A 17,211-nucleotide genomic window follows, 5' to 3' on the forward strand; every position below is an offset into this window, starting at 1 on the left:
TCCAGTACCGGCCCGACACCCTCGACGGGTTCATAGCCGGCACCGGCCTGACCCTCCACGACCCAGCGTCACCCTGACGAGCTGAAGTCAGTATCTCATCTGCCATGCTGGTTCGTGTTGCCTTTCCGACTGCCGTGTGCGGGAAGGCACGAGCCGGTCGGGCAGACGGACAAGACAGTGATGGGACCTCTAGCCAGGCTCCTATGAAGTCACAGAAGCCCGACCGGCCACGCGCCGAGCGGCACCGCCCGGTAGGCCGACGATTCCAGCCAAAGACAACCTGAGCGTCAGTCAGTGGGAGAGTCAGACCCCCGGGCGATGCCACCTACATCCTCACTGTCAGTGGTAGGCGTGGACGACGGCGTGGCCCTTGCCGCGGCCCATCATCCACTTGTTGACCGGCGTCGTGATCACGAAGGCCACGGCGAAGCCGCCCAGCAGCGCCGTCCAGAACAGCGCGTCCGACAGATGCGCGTCCATCGCTCCGGGTGTCAGGGCGATGATGCCGTTGTCGACGAGCTCCATCACCGCGATCGAGACAGTGTCCGCGGCCAGCGCCACCTTGATCGCGCTCCTCCAGTCCAGACCGGCCTTGCGCACCGCGAACAGCGTGAACGAGTAGCCGAACACAAACGCCAGCGTGATCGCCAGGACCATCGTTTGCACGTTGCCCCACATCAGAGCCGTACCGATGACCATGCCGAGGATCTCGCCGATCGCACATCCGGTCAGGCAGTGCAGCGTCGCCTTCGCCGCCGCCCCCCAGGTCACTCCGCCCATCTGGTGCCCGGCGTGACCCGCGTGCGCCTGGTGCGCCATGTGGTCGTGAGCGGTGCCGGTGTGGTGCGCGCTGTGGTCCATGACCGTCATCCCCAATCCCGTCCAGTGTGCCCCGCTCCCGCGGACCGTCCAAGATCCACCGACCGCGTGACACAACTACGAAGTCGGCGAACGGCAGCCGTCCCAGCTCCAGCCGCGATCCGTAGATCACGTGGTCGCGCAGAGTCGAAGACCAGTAGGTACCCGAGTAGTGCCTCTGCCCCTTGTGCCATCGGAACGTTCCCCACGGCCGGGCGGTCCGCAACAGCCCGAGCGGAACCGTCGACCACTCCAGGTCCCCATCGCCCCCCACCCGCGTGGTGCCAGTCGGCCCGGGACCGCTGGGTCCTGCCCTGGTCCGTACGCACAGATGACAGCCGGAGCGGTCCTGTACACGAAGGGGCGAAGTGCCAGCGCTGAAGGCATCGATCCCACAGCTATGTCGAAATGGACATCGGGTGGACATCGCTGCGCGGAAGATGACACGAGATTCGGGACCCTACACGGAAGGTCTTCACCGGCCCGCGCCGAAATTCGCAAAGGCACAGATGAAATTCCTCCTCACGCGAGCGAAGGGCTCGACCAAGGCCCTGGCCGAGCGCCTGGGCGTCTCGCGCCGGACGGTGGAGCGCTACCGCACCGGGAGCCTGACGACCCCGCAGAAACGATTCCAGGCCGCTCTGGTGGAGGAGATCGAATCCGAGTGGCAACCACAGTTCAGGGCACAGGTACGCGAACAGGCTTCCACCACCAGCGGCATGATGGGGGACGTGGTCGCCTACTTCAGATTCACCGGCAAGGGCAGTTCGGACGACGGCCGCAAGCGCTCCATCACCACGGACATCTCACCCACCTACGCCACGCAGATCCTGGAGCTCCAGGCAACCGGAGCGACGGAGGGGACCTGCATCCGCTCGTCGCCGAGGCCATAACCGAGTCCTATTTCACGGAATGGGGCACCCGAGCAAAGGGCCTGCGCGCAGATTTCACACACGTCCAGTCCATGAATTTCCGCTTCTGACCCGGCTGCATTCCGAGCCTGCTATAAACCGTATTCGTGAGCCAAAGCACGATAGTTGTCACCAAGGCAGGCGTGCTGTCACCAGGGCCACCGGGGGGCGAGTGCTGAGCAGAGTGTTGGACTGCGGTGCAGCTCAGCTGTCCAGCCCGGCTTCCCACTTGCGTCGGCGCAGTACGTAGTCGCTGAAGAGGTGTCGGCTCTGGTCGATAAGTTCACCCGCCTCCGCGTCGCCACGCCGCCCGTCCGGCGACGGATGCCAGCGCTGGACTGATTGGGCGGCCCAGGTGCGCAGCTTCAAATCCGGGTCCTCAAGCAGACCGCAGCGCAGTAATCGCACGACCCGGGCGGCACACGGCTGCTGCTCGGGTAGCACGGCGGACCTCACCGGTCAGCGGGCGGCTGCTGCACCGGGGGTCGGCTACCGGTGGCTTCCTTGCTCTGAGCTGGCCCCACAAAATCGGCTCGACCTGGTACCGGTTGGTTGCCGCTTCAACTCCGGTGGAAATTGGCCCCAGCGCTGACCAGGGCAGAGTCAAGCTGGCAGTTCCGGCTCGAACACCTGGCGGAGCCAGCGGAGACCGGAAGTTGGTGCCGGTTCAGAGCGAGAAAGCCAGACGGTAGAGCGGCGCATGGCCACCACGGTCCCGCAGCCGGCCCGGCACGGGGGTGCAGTGACGGTTCACCATGCTGCCGCGCTCACCCGCCGGAGTGGACCGGCCCCCGCGCGTACCTGGCTGCGGGTGCACGGGAAGGTCCAACCCCGGCCGGGGGATCGGGCAGACTCCGGGCATGACGGATGACGAGCGGGTCGACGTGTTCAGCGCCACGATTGACGCTACCTGACGGAAGTCGATCCCGATGTCCTCGAATCGGACGATCTGGCGTGGGCCCTGGTGCGCGCCCTGAACCGCGCGGAGCAGCAGAAGACCGAGCAAGCCCGCCGGTAGCGCCCTCTCGGGTGCCGCGCCCCGCTGTCGGCCGGGCAGGCCGCTCCGGCAGTTCTTCGGCTCAGGCCCGGATTTCCTCGACCAGCATCCGCAGGGTCAGGCTGTGCTTATCGGGCGGAAGCGCTTCCATCGCGGCGGATGCCTGCGCGATACCGCTGGCACGGTCCCCGGACCGGGCCAGCATCAGCCCTCGGTGCAAGTCCAGGTGGGTGGCGAAGCGCGGCAGGCTGGCGGGGAGTTCGGCGAGGGCCTGGTCCTGGGCGGTGGTGGCGGCGGGTTCGTCGCCGAGGCGGGCCAGGAGCAGGGACCGGAATACGTTGAGCCGCCACCACGGCACCGCGTAGTCCGAGGTCTGCTCGTACGAGCCGGCCCGGTCGAAGATCCGCTGGCCCTGTGCGTCGAGTGCCAGCGCGGTGGCCCGGTCGCCGCGCAGCGCTGCCGTGTGGGCCTTGCCGTAGATGGCGTTCAGGAGCCCCAGGGAGGGCCGGCCTTCGGCGAGGGCGAGGGCCTGGTCCGCGAGGACGTCCGCGACCCCGAGCGCGGCGCCTTCGTAGCCGAGGGCGATGGCGGCCCGGCCCCGCACCCACACCCGCACCTCCGGGTCCCCGGACCGGTCGGCAGCGGTGGCCGCCATCCGGTACCAGCGCACGGCCGACGCCCCGTCGGACCCGGGCAGCGTCTTGGCGTACAGGGTCATCAGCCGGGCGGCCGTCGACCACAACCGGGGCTGGTCGAGCTGCTGCTGGACGACGACGAGTTCCCCGGCCACCCTTCGTTGGATGTCGGCCGCGCCCATCGACATGTAGTCGCTCCCGTAGGCGGCCAGCTTGGCCTCCCACGCCTCTACCGTGGGCCCGCCGCACAGCCGGGCCGTGAACCCCCGGGCGAGCAGATCGGAAGCCACGACCGGCGCTATGGCGGTCCCCGCCACGTCGGTGAGGAAGGCGCGGCGGAGCATGGGGTCCTCCAGAACGGCTAAGGGCACATCGAGGACCCGCGACAGCGCCGCCAGGTAGAACGCACGCGGCGCGCACTTCCCGCGCTCCCACCGCGCGATGTACTCCCGGGTGAGCCCGGTCCCGTGCAGAGCGTTGACCTCATCGGCCAGCCGGGTTTGCGACCAGCCGTGCGCGGTCCGCAGTTCCCGGATGAGTGCGCCGATGTCCATCCCTTCAGTCTGCCCCCGCTTTTGCCCCTGCCGTGCGTCTTTGCGCGGGCCGATGGTGGAGGTACCGGCCGGGATGGAGGGTAGGAGTTCCGGCGAGCACCGAAGGGGACCTGATGGCGCAGCACACCGACACCGACACCGACACCGGCCGCGCGGCCCGCGAGGCCGCCAAGCTGTTCCCACCGGTGCGCATCAAACCGGCGAAGGGCTGCTCGCGCTGCCAGGAGTACGCGGCCCGCCGCGACGCCGCCGACGGCCCGACCCGCGGCACTGTGGTCACCGACATGCAGGTCCTCATGAAGCGCTGCGCCGCCGAGGGCCACCGGTGACGGGCGGCCGCTGGCTGAGGATGGGGGAGCGGGTCCTGGACCACGACCGCCAGGCCGGCGGCGACGTCATCGGCCTCTACCCGTCACCGGTGGTGGTGCGACTGGAGAACCCCGCCGGCTTCCAGTGGATCGCCCGCACCACCGCATGCACCCCCACCGTCCCCCGCCCGGCACGCCCCGGCGACACGGTGGGACGGGTGCGTGCTCCTCGGGGGACGGCGCCGCTGGACTGCCCGCCGAACGAGTTGCGCCGGGGTGACTGGCTGACGGTAGGCGGGACCGTGGTCCAGATCGCCGACCTCCGCTACCGCCGCGGCACCACCCGCACAGTCATCCTTCGCAACGGCACCGTGCACGTCGCCGAGGGCCAGCAGCGCGTCTACCGCCCCTACCCTTCCCTGGCCTGAGACGACGGCGGCAACAACCCGGCGGCATCGTGGCGGGGCCGGCCGGGGAGGGCCGCTACGGGGCGCTACGGCCATTCCATGTCGCGGGGGCCGGGGTTGAGCGCCCGGGTGGCGGTATGGAGGTTCTGGTGGAGGAGCGTGGTCCCGAACTCTGGGTCGGTGTAGGCGGTGTGGACTCCGCCGAGGACCAGGCCGGGGGCGGAGAAGGTGTCCCACACGACCGCGTACGTGTCGGGGCCGGCCGCCCCGGTGGGGGTGAGGATTCCCCGGGTGCGTTCCACCCCGGTGGCCTCCGTCAGCTCGGCCACCGACACCGCCAGGAACCCGTTGCCCTCCATCCCGGTCCGTTCGTGCGCGAACACGGCCACGGGGTCGCTGCCCGTCGGCGGGGCGGGCTGCCGGTAGTGGCGCAGGTGCGGCACGGTCGTCAGCGCTTTCAGCGTCCGCGCGGCCTGGGCGGCGTCCTCGGCGGCTTCCTGCCCGCCGGTCTCGGCGAAGACCCGGCAGGCTTCCAGCAGGGGTGCGAACACGCTGCGGGCCGGCCACGTCACCACCAGGGTGCTGCGACTGGCCGGCAGGGTCCGCGGGAGGCAGGACCGGCCGGCCTTGCCGAGCGCGGTGAGCGCCGCCCTCCAGGTGGCCTGGGACAGCTCCGAGTCGGCTGGCAGGAGTTCTTCCACGGGCTGTAGCAGGAGTTCTGCCCATTCCTCGTCAGCCGTGTTCTGCATCGCTCTCCCTCACCCGCCGGTCCGCCGTGACGATCATCCTCCACCGTCGCCGAGGGGCGGGGTGGGAGGGCTGCGGCAGGTGTCTGGAACAGGCCGTGGATCGTGCCCGTGTCGGCGTGTTCCGGGATTGGGGTATGGCGGAGCCCCCGGCCTCGGGGGGAGGTGGGCCGGGGGCTCCGGATGTGGCCGCGGCGGACGGGCCGCGGGCCGGGTTCAGTGGCGGAAGGTGTCCTTGACGTCTTCCTTCGCCTGTCGGGCGTGGCCCTTGGCCTGGTCGGCCTGGCCGTCGGCGGTCATGCGCTGGTTGCCGGTGGCGCGGCCGACGGCTTCCTTGGCCTTGCCCTTGACCTGTTCGGCCTGTGCCTTGGTCTTCTGCGTGCCCGACATCGGGACCTCCTCGTGGTGTTACCGGATTGGTCGTGACACGCCTCCTGCTCGCGATCCGGGCGGGCAAACCCGCGAGGGTCGAGTTCGAACCGCTGGTTCTGGCTCCCCGGGTCGAGGCGGTCGGGCGACGCCATGGTGGTGGTCCTGTCAGCCGGTGGCCCGGCCGGGAATCCGGTCCGGCGCTGCCTGTCCGCCGGGCCGGCGGGCTTCGGCTGGTCTGGTTTGGCTGGTGTTGAGCGGGTGGGTGTTTCGTTTTGTGGGGGTGGGTTGGGTGGTAGCCGTTGGTGTGACTCGCGCTGCCGCATCCTCCCTGAGCGTGGTGGGGTGTTTCCGGTACGGACCTCCTCGATCTCGTGGCCCCGTTTGGCCGTGCACTTCCTTCCCGTACGCGGAAGGGGAGGGCTCCCCCTGATCCGGGACGGCCGTCATGATCCGTCAGGACCTCCACCGCACCCGTATTCGTAGCAGCCCGTGCACGGATCCTCGCCTGCCGTTGGTGCTGCCGGGGGTGGTGTGTGTTCCCGGGCCCGGGCATGTGTCGGTGGTCCGCCTGTCGGGGGAGTTCGACATCGACTCCATCCAGCACGTCTACGACGTCCTGGCCGTCACCGGGGGCGACGCTCTGATCGTGGACCTGGCCGCGGTGACGTTCGCGGACTCCGCCCTCCTGCACGCCCTCATCTGCGTCCGGGACCGGATCGTCCTGGCAGGCCCGATCCCCCGCCAGGTGTCCTGCCTGTTCGACCTGACCGACACCACCCACCTCTTCATGCGGGCTGCGGACATGGAGACCGCGCACCGGCTCTGCGGCGGCAAAGGCCGCCCCTACGGATGTGGGACGAGTGACTTGTGACGGAGTCCCACCAGCTGCCACCGGGCGCCGCGCCCGGTGGTCCCGGCTGTCCGGCGGCGGCCCTTCGCCCGGACCCCGCCGCCGGACCCCGCCCCGCTCACCCCGGGCGGGAAGACCTCAGGCCGCGATACCCCGCCCCGCTCACTCCGGGCGGGGAGACCTCAGCCAGCGATACGCCCGTCGGGGTGACCGGGATGCGTGCGGTGGGTAGGGGACCGGTAGCGTCCGGTGCTGGCGTGGCGCACGGTATCCGTGGCGGGCCCGGGCTCGATCCGGGCAGTGTCGCGTGGGGCAGGTATGCGTGCCGCACCACCGCCGGGGCAAGTCGGTGGCGGTGCGGCACGCATTCCGTGTGCGGGGACGGAGAGGAAGGAGGTACCCGCACACGACCTCACAATGGCTCCTTTATGCCTTTTGTCACTGTATGTGGTGATGAAGCATGCGGGGGCTCCGCTCCCCTCCCGCCTCGCTACGACACGGCTGCATGCCCCGCACGCCGGGCGCAATCTGGAGCTGCCCGGCGGGGCCGTGTGTCAACGGGATGCTGGCGGTGTCCTTCTCGCGTGGGAGCGTGGAGCGCTTCGTTTCGCGGGTAGGAGGGATAGCGTCACGGTGTTCTGCTGCCGCCGGGACGCGGCGCGACCCCCAGCGGTCCAGGACGGCGCCGTTTCGCTGCGGTGCGCCATGTGACCGAAGGAGCCGATCATGACCGCTGTCCCGGAACCGATGACCAGAGCAGGCGAGACGGGCGCGGCGGCGGTGGGGGTGCTGATGGCGCTGGTGCCGTGCACGGCCGCCGTCGCGCACCGGATCGTGGACCAGGCCGCCCTTGCGACCGGTGGCAGCCGGGACGCCCTCACCGAGGCGGTCGTGGGGATGCGCCGCCGCTTCGCAGCCCCTGACGGCACCCCTGGGGAGCAGGACCCCTTCGAGTCGGCGGTACGCGAGGAGATGGAACGAGCCCGGACCCCTTCCGGGCCCGGCTCTGAGAGGCCGGTGATGTTCCCGCCCGCCGCGGTACTGCGCCAGCACGTCGACCACGTGCGGGCGGCCCGCCGCCGCACCCTGGCTGTCCCGTCCGACGCGGGGGCCCGGGTGGAGTTGGAGAACGCCCTGTACACGCTGTGCGTGCTCACCGGCCGGCGTGCCGCACACGCTGCCCTGACGGTCGCGGAGGAGTTCCTGGCCGTGCACCGGCAGCAGCCGGGCGCGCCGCCCGCATCGGCCTGAGGCGGGCCCCGGGTATCTGGTGCCTGCGGCGGCCGGTCAACGGGTTCGCGGCGCGGGCGCCAAGAGGGGCGGGCTTGGCTTCGTCCGGGGAGGGCTTCGTCCAGATCGTGGACGGTGGGGTGGGCGGTCTGCGGCGATGGTCCGGAACCGGCCGCAGGACGGGCCCGTGTCGGCTGGTCGGCGGGTGTCAGGTTCGTGGCGGGGCGGCGTAGGGTCGGGTGTCAGGCACCCCGCCCGATGGTGGATGGGCGAAAGCAAGAGTGATGGTTATCCCGCAGGTCGTGACGCGTACGGAGCCGGACGGCACGGTCGCGGTGGTGTGCTCGGGGGAGTTCGACCTGGACACCGCCGGACTGCTCACGCGGGCCTGCGGCGGACACGGGGACGCGACAGTGCTGCTGGTGGACCTGGCACTGGTGACGTTCGGGGATTCCACCTTCCTCAACGAACTCCTGCGCCTGCGCCGTACCCGCCCGGTGGTCCTGGCCGGCCCGCTGCCGGAGCAGTTCCTGAAGGTCATGGAGATGACGCAGGCGCTGGAACTGTTCGACGTCCGGCCCGACCCACGGCAGGAGTGACACCGGCAGTCCGGGCCTGCGCCTAGTGATGTGTTGGGTCGTCCCGGCGGACGGCCTCCGAGGCAGGTTCCGCCTCGGCCTACGCCCCTGACCCACCCGGCGCCCTGGGTGTGGGGGCGACACGGCAGTATGGGCGGAACCCGTTTGGATGAGGAGGCCCCGTGCGCTGCCGTCCGCTGCTGTCCGTCGTGCTTCCGATCGTCGTGCTGGCCGCCGGAGGCGTCGTCCTGCTCGGGGGCGACAGCTACGTCGAAGGGGACGGGACCCTGGACATGGCGCGGATGATGAAGATCCTGCCCCGCGGCAAGGAAGTCCCGGTTTTTCGCGCGGTGTTCGCGTATCCAAGTCTCACCCCGGGGCCGAATTCCGACATGCTGTGCGGTTCCATGAGCGCCGCGCTGCTGTCACACGAGCGCGCCCCGCAGGCCTCGACCCTGGTCGTCCTGATGGTCAGAGACCAGCCCCAGTACAAGGTGGAGTCCTACAGCTACGCCCCCGATGTCGCGGTGACGGTGATGGAGGAGCTGCGGGCGGCACTGCCGGGGTGCGCCGCCTACAACGCCCTGGACGCGGAGATCTACTACGGGTTCGGGGTGAAGGAGGTCCCGCCCGCGTATCCGGTGGGGGACGAGGCTCTGGCCTACCGCGTCCTGGCACCGCCGTTCGACGAACAGTCCAGCGGCCAGATTCCCGTCCTGCCGACCAATTTGAAGGACACCGGCCGGACCGTCACGTTCGTCCGGACCGGCGGTGTCATCACCCAGTACAAGAGCCTGCCGCCGCGCCGGGTCTTCGAGGACTTCACGCGCCGGTTCCAGCGGGCCTTCGACGCCGCCCGCGGCTGAGACGCGCCCTGGGCTGCGGGCCCCGACTCACCCCGCTGGGCCGGCACCAAGGACTGGCGCCAGTCCCTTTATGCAGCTCGCTGGGCACCATTGTGGGCACCTTGTTCATCCTGTCCTGGCTGGCCCAGTCCATCACCGGAAGCGCCGCGTACAACGACCAGCACCCGCGTCAGCTAGAGGTTTCCCTTTCCCGGGCCGGCTACGTGGCGACACCTGATTGCTGGAAACTCCAGTTGATGGTGTCGCTGAGGGGCGGGGCCGAGTCCTCGCCAGGCGCCTCCCGTGGCAGCAGCCAGCGCGGCCATCTCACCCCTGCCTCCCCGGGCTCGGAACCAGGAGCGCGGAATCCGCCGGGTGATAGCTGACGTCCGTGGCCACGACTTCGGCGGGCCCGCTGAGCTCAACGGTGGCGTCGTGGTCGCCGTACGACAACCTTTCCTGGCCTTCACGGCGGGGTGTGGGGCGGGTTCACGCCCTGCCTACGTCCGGGGTGGGGTTCTAAGATCCGAGCGTACGCCCGTTGTCGGGCAGGGTGGCGGCCACCCGGGAAGCAGGGAGTGGGACCATGATTCAAGGCGGGCTTTCGGGCCGGGGCGGCAGTGAGCGGGTCGATGTCGAGGCCGGTCCGATGCGTGTCGTGGTGCGGCCCTTCGGTGAGATGGACGCTTCCTGTGTCCACGAGCTCCGCGACGCCCTCGATCAGGCCCTGGCCGGCCAGGCGGTGGACGTGGTGGTGGACTGCGGCCGCATGACGTTCTGCGACTCCAGCGGCCTCAACGCCTTCTTGAGCGCCCGTCTTCAAGCTGAATCCGCCGGCCGCTGCCTTTCCCTGGCGGCGCCCGCCCATCAGTTCGTCCGGCTCTTGGAGATCACCGGGGCCGACCAGGTCTTCACCATCGACCCCGCCCCGCCCAGCTGAAACCCCCCAGGCGGCCCGGCCACCCGCCCCCCGGCCACCCTGAGCCACCCGCGGCCGCCTCGGCCGGTGGCGTTCCTGGGGCGTGGTCAGGCAGTGGCCGGCGGTGTGTGGGGCGGGTTGTCCTGGGGGATGTGGATGTCGAAGACGTCTAGTGCGCCGGTGATGTGGAGCATTCTGCGCAGCTGGGCGGGCAACGGCCCGCGCAGCTGTACGGGGCGGTGGGTGCGTTCGGCGAGGAGGGTGGAGAGGAAGGAGGAGTCGGCGAAGGTGACCGCCCGCACATCCACTATCAGCTCGCTGCCTCCGTGGACGGCGCAGGCGGTCTTCAGCGCTCCGGCGGTGTCGAGGTCGAACTCGCCCGCGCATACCACCACTGCCGCACCGTCCGCACCGGTCGTGACTGCCACCGTCGGTGACTCCATGAGGAAACCTCCCTCGCTGCACCCGGATCGTGCAACTGACTTCCTCGACCGTACGGGGGAATGGCCAGGGGCGACACCAGCGGACCGGCGCACGCGTGTGCGACGGCGGTCGCCGGCGTGCTGGGCCAGGCGGGATTCGGTATTCGCTGTGGCCTGTCGGTGCGAACCTTTACCCTGACTGACCGCTGCGTCATAGCAGTCGTCGTGGTGGGAGTAGTGGGTTACCGGCGTTACCAGCCTGGGCGTTGCGGCGCCGTGGATGCGGCGGACCGCCTGTGCGGCCCCGGTTACCGCCGCAGGGTGGGGGAAGGCGAAACATATGGACGGGACAGATCAGCCCCCGCCCGGCTATTGGGGCATGACGGTCACCTGCGCGCAGGCCCGGGACGCTGTGGGCGCGGCCCTGGAGGGGACTGGTGCAGGCCAGGAGCGTGTGGAGGACGCGCTGACGGTGGTCACCGAACTCGTCGCCAATGCCGACCGTCACGCGGGCGGTGTCCGCGGCTTCCGCCTCACCACCGGCCTCTGCGACCTGTCCATCGACGTCGCCGACGCCTCTTCGCGCCTCCCGCAGACGATGCCGTGGGCGCCCGAGCAGCCCGGCGGCTTCGGATGGCGCCTCGTCAACCAGCTCGCCTCCGTCGACATCCGCCACCACCGCGGCGGGAAGACCATCTCCGCCACCCTCAAACTCTGACCCGTCACTCCCCACGCCCTTACCGACTCGCGCTCCTGTCCCGCCCCAAAGGTGATGCCGTTCGGCGTCGTTCAGCCGGCGGGCTCTTCGGGTTCGGTGGGATCCGCGGGATCTGTAGGGGTGGGGGTGTGTGTCGTGGAGGACAAGGAGCCATTCGTCCCCGCGGGTCTCCACGGTCAGGCCGGCCGCTCGGAAGGCGGCGGCGAGGGCCAGGCCGAAGGCGTCGCGCAGCCCGGGCAGGTCCGCGGGCGCCTGCGGGGCACGGGGGGTCCCGCCGCGGTGGAGTCCCTGGCCGGTCCGGGTCTGGGTGGCGTCCAGCCGACCATCACTCCCCGGGAGTGGCGGATCAGATGGACTCCCTCCGCACCGCTGGCGATCTCCTGGAACCCCGCCTCGGCCAGCACCGCACGCACCCGGCCAAGAAGATCATCGTCGCCGCTCATGGCAGAGGACTGTAGCCGTCCTCCGCCGGCCGGTCACCGGTTACGCCGACGGTGCAGCCGTTTCAGGCCCTGGGGTGGATGCTGCGGCCAGTGCTGTCTCGGCTGTCGCCGAACCAGTAGTCCCCGGCCGCCAGGCGGTACACGGACAGTGCCTGGGGCACTGCAGGGGCCGGCGCTGCGGCGTGGGTGTCGTCAGCGCTTGCGGTGGATGAGCTGGCAGCGGAGGTGCCCTGGAAGACACTGACTGGCCCCCAGGGCACGTTCAGGCCGCGGTGGATCGGTCCGGGACGGTCGAACACAGCGTCTCCAGGCCTGCATCTGTGGTGGCGCCGGGGCCCGGGATGTCGGGCCTGGCCGGGGGGCTCACGTCCGGCCAGGCCCGCCTGTGTGGATCCCTTGGTGCCCTGCCACCGTGACACGCCGACCGGGACCCCGCTGCGCGGCGCGGCACACATGTCCGCCAGCGGAGTGAAGCCGTGCCTGAGCACACGGCCGCCGTACCAGCATTTCCCGGGATCCAGGGCCCCCGCCCCTCTACCGCGCCCACTCCACCCCGAGTTCGGCGAGTGCGGCCAGCTGCGCGGGGTCGAGTCGGTCGCGGCGCTGCTTCTGGCTGACGATCCACACCCCGGTGCGGTGCGGCCCGTCCGGGAGTTCCTCGACGTGGTTCCGGCCGGGCAGGCCCCTGCCCTCCCGCTCCAGGAACTGGGCAAGGGCCTGTACGCCCTTGTCGAAGGCGCTCCCGCCCCGCCCGCCCACACCGTTGCCCCCGGCCGCCGCAGCGCTCTGGCGGGGCTGTGGGGCGGCTTTGACCCCGAGCTTGGCAACGCGCCGCTGCTGCTCCTCGGCGAGTCGGCCGAACTCCCGGCGCTGGGTGGCGAGCCACCGCCCGATGTCCTTTCCGTGCCGGGTCACCCCGGGCCGCGGTCAGCCGCGCCCCTTCTGCGAGTGTCTGGGCGAGGTAGGCGTAGTGTCGCTGCCAGTCGACCGTCCATCCCAGCGCGCCGGGGTTCCAGTCCCGGTCGATGGCGGCCAGCGCGGCGGTCCTCTACCGCAAGCGCCACGCGGTCGAGTGCGGGATCAAACGCCTCAAGAGGCATCGCGCCGTCGCCACGCGATACGACAAGCTCGCCGTCCGCTACGAGGCGATCGTGCTGATCGCTGCTATCAACGAGTGGCTGTGATCGGCGCCCGTCGCGCGACGGCCTCGAAGCAGGGCTGCGTGACCTGAAGGCGGCTGCGGAAGCCGATACCCAGGACCGCCGGGACCGACAGACCGGCGACACCCCGCCGAACGGGCGGCTCATCCGGGGGGTTGTAGCGTGACCGGATGAGGAGCGACGTATATCGGGACGTGGGCGAGGCCGCCTGGTCGTGGGTGCTGGACCACGTGCGCGAGGCCGAGGGCCCATGGCTCGTGCAGGCAGTGGTGGAGGACGGTCCGGAAACCGTGTCGCCGCCACAGGACCGCGATTCTTTGTACGCGGGGATCGCCGGCTTGGCCCCGGTGCTGGCCGAGATCGCGCAGTACCGGGATCTGAGCGCGCGGGAAGCGGCACTGGCGACCGGCATCGTGACCAGGCTGTCGGCACAGGCCGGGCAGCGAACGGAACCCTCGCTGTACGACGGCCTCGCAGGCGACGCGACGGCGCTCAGACTGCTCGCCCCGGGCGAGGAAGCCGTGGCCCTGCGGCGGCTGGCCGCCCTGGCGACCGGCGACGGGTGGAAGACCACCCTTGATTTCGAACCGGGCTCCGACGCGCCTCTCACCGACGTCATCATGGGGACCGCGGGCGTCGTGATGACGGCGGTCTGGGCGAAGAGCGAGTTCGCAGAGGTGATCGCGACGACGGGAGGCGACGCGCTGCTGCGGGCGGCGGACCGTACGGAAGCGGGCCTCGACTGGGGCATGACGCCGGGGAGGCCGTCGAGGGCACCGAACTACTCGCACGGAACCGCCGGCATCGCGGCCGCACTGGCGGTCGCGGGCACCGCCCTGGACCGTCAGGACTTCATCGAGGCCGCGGTGGAAGGCGCCCGGCACGTCCTCTCGGTGGGGTCCTTGGAGGACGCCGGTTTCGTCGTCCCGCACACGATCCCGCCGTCGAAACGGGAGGTGGAACCGGTGACGTACACGTGGTGCCACGGCCCGGCGGGCACCTCGCACCTGTTCACCGCACTGGCGCACGCAGGGGTCGCCGAGGTGGCGGGCCATGACGTCGACGAACTGCGGCACCGCTGTATGACCTCGATCCTCACCTCGGGCCTGCCGCAACGCCTCCGTCCCGGCTTCTGGGACAACGACGGCCGCTGCTGCGGAACGGCAGGCGTCGGAGACGTCCTGCTGGACGCCGCCCAGGACTGCCGGGCGCCGCAGCGGAGGCAGACCCTGCTGCGGGCCGCGCACCGGATGGGCGATGCGCTGGTCGACCGGGTCATCAGAGATGATGCGGGCGCCCGTTGGCGCTTTCTGGAACACCGCGAGGACCCGCCACTGCTGCCGCCCCAGACGACGTGGATGCAGGGCGCGGCAGGCATCGCGGCCTATCTTCTGCGCCTCGCCCGGTACGGCAAGAGCGGCCCCGACGCCCCGGTCGTGGACCGCCCGGACCAGTGGTGGGCCGTGCCGGCGCACCTGCGGAGCACTCGCACGGACTCATGAGCGAGTGGTGGCCTCATTCGAGACAAGTAATCCATAACGATCTCGGCCCAGGCCTTGTCCGATGCGTGGGCCGTCCTAGGCCAAGAGCGGAACGGGGCAGGACTGGGTCGAGTTCAGGGGCGACCGCTGTCGAGCGGAAGGCGTCGATGCAGGCCACGGAAGGCAGCACCTCAACGGGGCCGAAGGCGCCGGCAGCCTGGTCCGGGTACTCGCGGGAGGGGGAACCGCATGGACCGGCGTGGAGGGGAACGCACGTTCATCCTGCCGCTGGAGACTCCCGACCTTCTTGTCATTGACGGGCTTGCACGGGTAGCCCTCCAGCATCCCTCCGTAGGTCGAAAACATTCGCAGCTCGGTGAGTTCGATCGAACGTCCAGACGAGAGGGCTATGTGGCTCGGTGACAGTCCGACACCCTATGTGCGAGATTGCCCCCCTTCGACTAGGCGTCGACCGGAACAGGCCAGCGATCCGGTGGCCCACTCCACCCCGAGTCCGGCGAGCGCGGCCAGCTGATCGGCGGTCAGCCGGGTCCGGCGCTGCTTCTGGTTGACGACCCACACCCCAGTGCGGTGCGGCCCGTCGGGGAGTTCCTCGACGTGGTTCCGGCCGGGAAGGCCTCCGCCCTCCCGCTGCTGGTACTGGGCAAGGGCCTGTACGCCCTTGTCGAAGGCACTCCCGCCCCCACCAGTGCGCCTGGCCGCCGTAGCGCTCTGGCGGGGCTGTGGGGCGGCTTTGACCCCGAGTTCAGCCAGGCGCCGCTGCTGCTCGGCGGTGAGCCGGCCGAAGGTCTGCCGCTGGGCGGCCAGCCACCGTCCGATGTCCTCTCCGTGCCTGGTCACCCCGGGCCGGACCGAAACCAGCCGCACCCCTTCGGCGAGCGCCTGGGTGAGGTAGGCGTAGTGGCGCTGCCAGTCGACGGTCCACCCCAGCGTTCCGGGGTTCCAGTCCGGGTCGATGGCGGCCAGCGCGGCTTCCCTCCGGCCGGCCCGGCCCGGGATCCTTGCCCAGCCCTCCGGGCCGGCGGAGGTTGGTGAGCCACTGGCCCACCGGCCGGTCCAGGGCGGTGGCGTGCCGAGGTGCGGCCAGGGTGCCGTGGACCTCGTAATAGGCGCGGGCGGCGGCGAGGTTCTGGTCGAAGGCAGCATCGGCGGTGTCCCCAGCCCCTCCAGCTCGGCCGCCCGCTCCCCGGTCATGGTCCCGGCCCGGAAGTCCTGTCGCTGGTCCGACAGCAGCCACCGCACCAGCGGCAAGTCACCGGGCCGCCGCTTTCCGGTGACCGCCACGACATGGGATGTGGAGTGGGCCGGCGCCGGCCAGACGGGCACGGTCACCACCGCCCGGCAGTCCGCCACCAGCCTGGCCATCGGTGAGATCCAGACCGTTTACGTGCCCTGACCTGCACCAGTGAGTCCCGGTGAGTGCGCCGGGGGAAACTCACCGGCCGCCGGTGAGCGCTGACCCCGGGGTCAGTTGGCCCCAGGGTTGGGGACCCATATGGCGGGACCGCGTCCGGGCCACGCGATCAGCAATCCCTCGGTGAGGCCGATGCCGTCGGGGCCTCTGGAAGACGCCGAGGTGCGGTCAGTAGCTGACAACCCCGCTGCGCGCCTTCGAGGAACACGTCCCGCGGCAGCCCGCGAAGTTCCACTGTTATCCCCCAATATGAGGGTCTCGCGGGAAAACTAGGGCTGGACCCGCGTGGCAGGGCCTTGTGTGTGCGATGAGATCAGGACAGTCAGGACTACGGCCGATACCTGACGTTCTTTCACGACCCGGATTGCCCCCCGCCCGCCACGAGCCTGCCGGACGGAGCCTGTCGGGTCCGGGCGAGCGACCAGACCAGCAACCCGATCACTCACAATCGATCAATCCCAGACTTTATCTGAACACCAGAATGAAGCAGCAGGTGAAGGGTCCCGCTCGACGTGCCAGTCGGCTCCAGGCAAGGTGGCCTATGACGATGGTCCCACGTCAGTGTTCGAGCAGGGAGAGGGGTAGGGATCCGGTTTCCAGGGAGAGGGATACAGGTATGAACTGTGCCAATTGTGGGGCCGCAGCGTATGAGGGGCCCGGAGGGGTGTGGATGTGTACCAACCAGTGCGGCTGGTCGTCGGGGTACGGGCATCCTCCGGCGGGGGTAGCGTGTAGGCATGACACGTCGTCGGCCGGCCGAGTCGGATATTCAGCCTGATCCGCATCCGTACATGGATCTGGAGATCACCAATACCGAGTGCCGACGCTGCGGTACGGAGATCGCGGGGATCAACGGCCGGTACGCCTGCGGTCCGTGTGGTTGGGTCAACCACCACAGCGAAGGGCACAGTGCGCTGCCGCCTGCCGAGGCCGACCCCGATCATGCCGGGTCCCACAAGAAGAAGTCCGCCGCCAGCTGAGCCCAGGTGGTTCCCCGCAGCAACCCGCGCTCAGGGAACCGGCCCCGCCCAGGTCCCCTGTTGCTAGCAGGCCCGAAGGGCCCGGGGTGGGAGCGAAGCGGACACCCCACAGGGCCGAAGGCCCTGACCCCGTGAAACGGGGTCAGCTTCGGGGGAGCGCAGCGACCTCGAAGCAGTCCGCAGCGAAGCGAAGGACCCCGTCCCCCCGAGAGGGGGGCGGCACCAGCTCGGCGAAGCCGAGCCAGCCGGGCGCAGCCCGGCGCCCGAAGCGAAGCGAAGGGCAGGCCCCGAAGGGGCCCGCTCCCGCGAAGCGGGAGCGTTCCTCTCCTCAACGCGCAGCGTTGAGGGACCCGCTCCGCGGG

The 17,211-nt window shown here is 70.4% G+C and carries 23 protein-coding genes and 2 pseudogenes; 15 read left to right on the forward strand and 10 right to left on the reverse strand.

Annotated features, from left to right (window positions below; translation table 11 throughout):
• Positions 1-77 (forward strand): annotated as a pseudogene (locus ACZ50K_RS36505) (transposase); the annotation flags it as partial.
• A 262-nt stretch (positions 78-339) separates the two neighbouring features.
• Here the strand turns inward: ACZ50K_RS36505 and ACZ50K_RS36510 are convergent.
• The gene (locus ACZ50K_RS36510; RefSeq protein ID WP_468911525.1) at positions 340-861 is read right to left on the reverse strand and encodes a DUF4396 domain-containing protein; all 522 of its coding nucleotides are present in this window, start codon (positions 859-861) and stop codon (positions 340-342) included.
• A 416-nt stretch (positions 862-1,277) separates the two neighbouring features.
• On the opposite strand from ACZ50K_RS36510, the gene tpg reads away from it, so the two are divergent.
• Entirely contained in the window at positions 1,278-1,751 is a 474-nt protein-coding gene (tpg, locus tag ACZ50K_RS36515; protein ID WP_468911528.1) for a telomere-protecting terminal protein Tpg, read from the forward strand.
• 222 nt (positions 1,752-1,973) lie between these two features.
• Here tpg and ACZ50K_RS36520 read toward each other — a convergent pair whose 3' ends face one another.
• Entirely contained in the window at positions 1,974-2,138 is a 165-nt protein-coding gene (locus tag ACZ50K_RS36520) for a hypothetical protein (protein WP_468911531.1), read from the reverse strand.
• A gap of 710 nt (positions 2,139-2,848) precedes the next feature.
• The gene (locus tag ACZ50K_RS36525) at positions 2,849-3,955 is read right to left on the reverse strand and encodes a helix-turn-helix domain-containing protein (RefSeq protein ID WP_468911533.1); all 1,107 of its coding nucleotides are present in this window, start codon (positions 3,953-3,955) and stop codon (positions 2,849-2,851) included.
• A 113-nt stretch (positions 3,956-4,068) separates the two neighbouring features.
• Between ACZ50K_RS36525 and ACZ50K_RS36530 the strand changes: the two genes are divergently transcribed.
• Together ACZ50K_RS36530 and ACZ50K_RS36535 are read left to right on the forward strand one after the other, a co-directional pair.
• Positions 4,069-4,284, forward strand: coding sequence for a hypothetical protein (locus ACZ50K_RS36530; RefSeq protein ID WP_468911535.1), 216 nt, complete (start codon positions 4,069-4,071; stop codon positions 4,282-4,284).
• Positions 4,281-4,691, forward strand: a complete 411-nt coding sequence (locus tag ACZ50K_RS36535) for a hypothetical protein (RefSeq protein WP_468911537.1) — start codon at positions 4,281-4,283, stop codon at positions 4,689-4,691. Before ACZ50K_RS36530 ends, ACZ50K_RS36535 begins: the two co-directional genes overlap by 4 nt.
• 65 nt (positions 4,692-4,756) lie before the next feature.
• Here the strand turns inward: ACZ50K_RS36535 and ACZ50K_RS36540 are convergent, their stop codons facing one another.
• Both ACZ50K_RS36540 and ACZ50K_RS36545 read right to left on the reverse strand, forming a co-directional pair.
• Positions 4,757-5,419, reverse strand: coding sequence for a hypothetical protein (locus tag ACZ50K_RS36540; protein WP_468911540.1), 663 nt, complete (start codon positions 5,417-5,419; stop codon positions 4,757-4,759).
• Between the two features lie 213 nt (positions 5,420-5,632).
• Positions 5,633-5,806 (reverse strand): CsbD family protein, encoded by a 174-nt coding sequence (locus ACZ50K_RS36545; RefSeq protein WP_468911542.1) that lies wholly within the window; start codon positions 5,804-5,806, stop codon positions 5,633-5,635.
• A 541-nt stretch (positions 5,807-6,347) separates the two neighbouring features.
• On the opposite strand from ACZ50K_RS36545, the gene ACZ50K_RS36550 reads away from it, so the two are divergent.
• The 6 genes from ACZ50K_RS36550 to ACZ50K_RS36575 all read left to right on the forward strand — a co-directional run bounded on the left by ACZ50K_RS36550 (position 6,348) and on the right by ACZ50K_RS36575 (position 10,231).
• Positions 6,348-6,659 carry an STAS domain-containing protein gene (locus ACZ50K_RS36550; protein WP_468911545.1) on the forward strand — a complete coding sequence of 104 codons (312 nt, stop codon included), beginning with the start codon at positions 6,348-6,350 and terminating at the stop codon, positions 6,657-6,659.
• A 705-nt stretch (positions 6,660-7,364) separates the two neighbouring features.
• Entirely contained in the window at positions 7,365-7,889 is a 525-nt protein-coding gene (locus ACZ50K_RS36555; RefSeq protein ID WP_468911548.1) for a DUF5133 domain-containing protein, read from the forward strand.
• A gap of 281 nt (positions 7,890-8,170) precedes the next feature.
• Positions 8,171-8,467, forward strand: coding sequence for an STAS domain-containing protein (locus ACZ50K_RS36560; protein ID WP_468911550.1), 297 nt, complete (start codon positions 8,171-8,173; stop codon positions 8,465-8,467).
• A gap of 161 nt (positions 8,468-8,628) precedes the next feature.
• Positions 8,629-9,312: a hypothetical protein gene (locus ACZ50K_RS36565; RefSeq protein ID WP_468911552.1), complete on the forward strand. Its 684-nt coding sequence runs from the start codon at positions 8,629-8,631 to the stop codon at positions 9,310-9,312.
• A gap of 92 nt (positions 9,313-9,404) precedes the next feature.
• The gene (locus ACZ50K_RS36570) at positions 9,405-9,677 is read left to right on the forward strand and encodes a DUF6766 family protein (protein WP_468911555.1); all 273 of its coding nucleotides are present in this window, start codon (positions 9,405-9,407) and stop codon (positions 9,675-9,677) included.
• A 263-nt stretch (positions 9,678-9,940) separates the two neighbouring features.
• Positions 9,941-10,231, forward strand: coding sequence for an STAS domain-containing protein (locus ACZ50K_RS36575; RefSeq protein ID WP_468911578.1), 291 nt, complete (start codon positions 9,941-9,943; stop codon positions 10,229-10,231).
• An 86-nt stretch (positions 10,232-10,317) separates the two neighbouring features.
• On the opposite strand, the gene ACZ50K_RS36580 is transcribed toward ACZ50K_RS36575, so the two are convergent.
• The gene (locus ACZ50K_RS36580; protein WP_468911558.1) at positions 10,318-10,638 is read right to left on the reverse strand and encodes an STAS domain-containing protein; all 321 of its coding nucleotides are present in this window, start codon (positions 10,636-10,638) and stop codon (positions 10,318-10,320) included.
• A 334-nt stretch (positions 10,639-10,972) separates the two neighbouring features.
• Here ACZ50K_RS36580 and ACZ50K_RS36585 point away from each other — a divergent pair, with 334 nt between their 5' ends.
• A complete protein-coding gene (locus ACZ50K_RS36585) occupies positions 10,973-11,350 on the forward strand; it encodes an ATP-binding protein (RefSeq protein ID WP_468911560.1) in 378 nt (125 codons plus the stop codon).
• 977 nt (positions 11,351-12,327) lie between these two features.
• Here ACZ50K_RS36585 and ACZ50K_RS36590 read toward each other — a convergent pair.
• On the reverse strand, positions 12,328-12,708 hold the full coding sequence (locus ACZ50K_RS36590) for a hypothetical protein (protein WP_468911563.1): 381 nt from the start codon (positions 12,706-12,708) through the stop codon (positions 12,328-12,330).
• A gap of 110 nt (positions 12,709-12,818) precedes the next feature.
• On the opposite strand from ACZ50K_RS36590, the gene ACZ50K_RS36595 reads away from it, so the two are divergent.
• Together ACZ50K_RS36595 and ACZ50K_RS36600 are read left to right on the forward strand one after the other, a co-directional pair.
• Positions 12,819-12,977, forward strand: coding sequence for a hypothetical protein (locus ACZ50K_RS36595; protein ID WP_468911565.1), 159 nt, complete (start codon positions 12,819-12,821; stop codon positions 12,975-12,977).
• A gap of 170 nt (positions 12,978-13,147) precedes the next feature.
• Positions 13,148-14,455, forward strand: coding sequence for a lanthionine synthetase LanC family protein (locus ACZ50K_RS36600; protein WP_468911568.1), 1,308 nt, complete (start codon positions 13,148-13,150; stop codon positions 14,453-14,455).
• A gap of 13 nt (positions 14,456-14,468) precedes the next feature.
• Here ACZ50K_RS36600 and ACZ50K_RS36605 read toward each other — a convergent pair.
• From ACZ50K_RS36605 to ACZ50K_RS36615, 3 genes and pseudogenes are all read right to left on the reverse strand, one after another.
• Positions 14,469-14,860: pseudogene (locus ACZ50K_RS36605) on the reverse strand (hypothetical protein).
• A gap of 9 nt (positions 14,861-14,869) precedes the next feature.
• The gene (locus tag ACZ50K_RS36610; protein WP_468911569.1) at positions 14,870-15,295 is read right to left on the reverse strand and encodes a helicase associated domain-containing protein; all 426 of its coding nucleotides are present in this window, start codon (positions 15,293-15,295) and stop codon (positions 14,870-14,872) included.
• A complete protein-coding gene (locus tag ACZ50K_RS36615; protein ID WP_468911572.1) occupies positions 15,201-15,692 on the reverse strand; it encodes a helicase associated domain-containing protein in 492 nt (163 codons plus the stop codon). The genes ACZ50K_RS36610 and ACZ50K_RS36615 overlap by 95 nt, the downstream gene beginning before the upstream one ends.
• 36 nt (positions 15,693-15,728) lie before the next feature.
• On the opposite strand from ACZ50K_RS36615, the gene ACZ50K_RS36620 reads away from it, so the two are divergent.
• The gene (locus ACZ50K_RS36620; RefSeq protein ID WP_468911575.1) at positions 15,729-15,851 is read left to right on the forward strand and encodes a hypothetical protein; all 123 of its coding nucleotides are present in this window, start codon (positions 15,729-15,731) and stop codon (positions 15,849-15,851) included.
• An 809-nt stretch (positions 15,852-16,660) separates the two neighbouring features.
• Entirely contained in the window at positions 16,661-16,849 is a 189-nt protein-coding gene (locus ACZ50K_RS36625; protein WP_468911581.1) for a hypothetical protein, read from the forward strand.
• Positions 16,850-17,211: the final 362 nt, after the last annotated feature.

The sequence above is a fragment of the Streptomyces sp. NPDC033845 genome, from assembly GCF_055576225.1.

Bases quoted from the DNA above. Each gene is read 5' to 3' on its own strand.
- ACZ50K_RS36545 (WP_468911542.1), bottom strand. From the start codon at position 5,806: ATGTCGGGCACGCAGAAGACCAAGGCACAGGCCGAACAGGTCAAGGGC.
- ACZ50K_RS36530 (WP_468911535.1), top strand. From the start codon at position 4,069: ATGGCGCAGCACACCGACACCGACACCGACACCGGCCGCGCGGCCCGC.
- ACZ50K_RS36575 (WP_468911578.1), top strand. From the start codon at position 9,941: ATGCGTGTCGTGGTGCGGCCCTTCGGTGAGATGGACGCTTCCTGTGTC.
- ACZ50K_RS36510 (WP_468911525.1), bottom strand. From the start codon at position 861: ATGGACCACAGCGCGCACCACACCGGCACCGCTCACGACCACATGGCG.
- ACZ50K_RS36625 (WP_468911581.1), top strand. From the start codon at position 16,661: ATGGATCTGGAGATCACCAATACCGAGTGCCGACGCTGCGGTACGGAG.
- ACZ50K_RS36595 (WP_468911565.1), top strand. From the start codon at position 12,819: ATGGCGGCCAGCGCGGCGGTCCTCTACCGCAAGCGCCACGCGGTCGAG.
- ACZ50K_RS36525 (WP_468911533.1), bottom strand. From the start codon at position 3,955: ATGGACATCGGCGCACTCATCCGGGAACTGCGGACCGCGCACGGCTGG.
- ACZ50K_RS36540 (WP_468911540.1), bottom strand. From the start codon at position 5,419: ATGCAGAACACGGCTGACGAGGAATGGGCAGAACTCCTGCTACAGCCC.
- ACZ50K_RS36555 (WP_468911548.1), top strand. From the start codon at position 7,365: ATGACCGCTGTCCCGGAACCGATGACCAGAGCAGGCGAGACGGGCGCG.
- ACZ50K_RS36585 (WP_468911560.1), top strand. From the start codon at position 10,973: ATGGACGGGACAGATCAGCCCCCGCCCGGCTATTGGGGCATGACGGTC.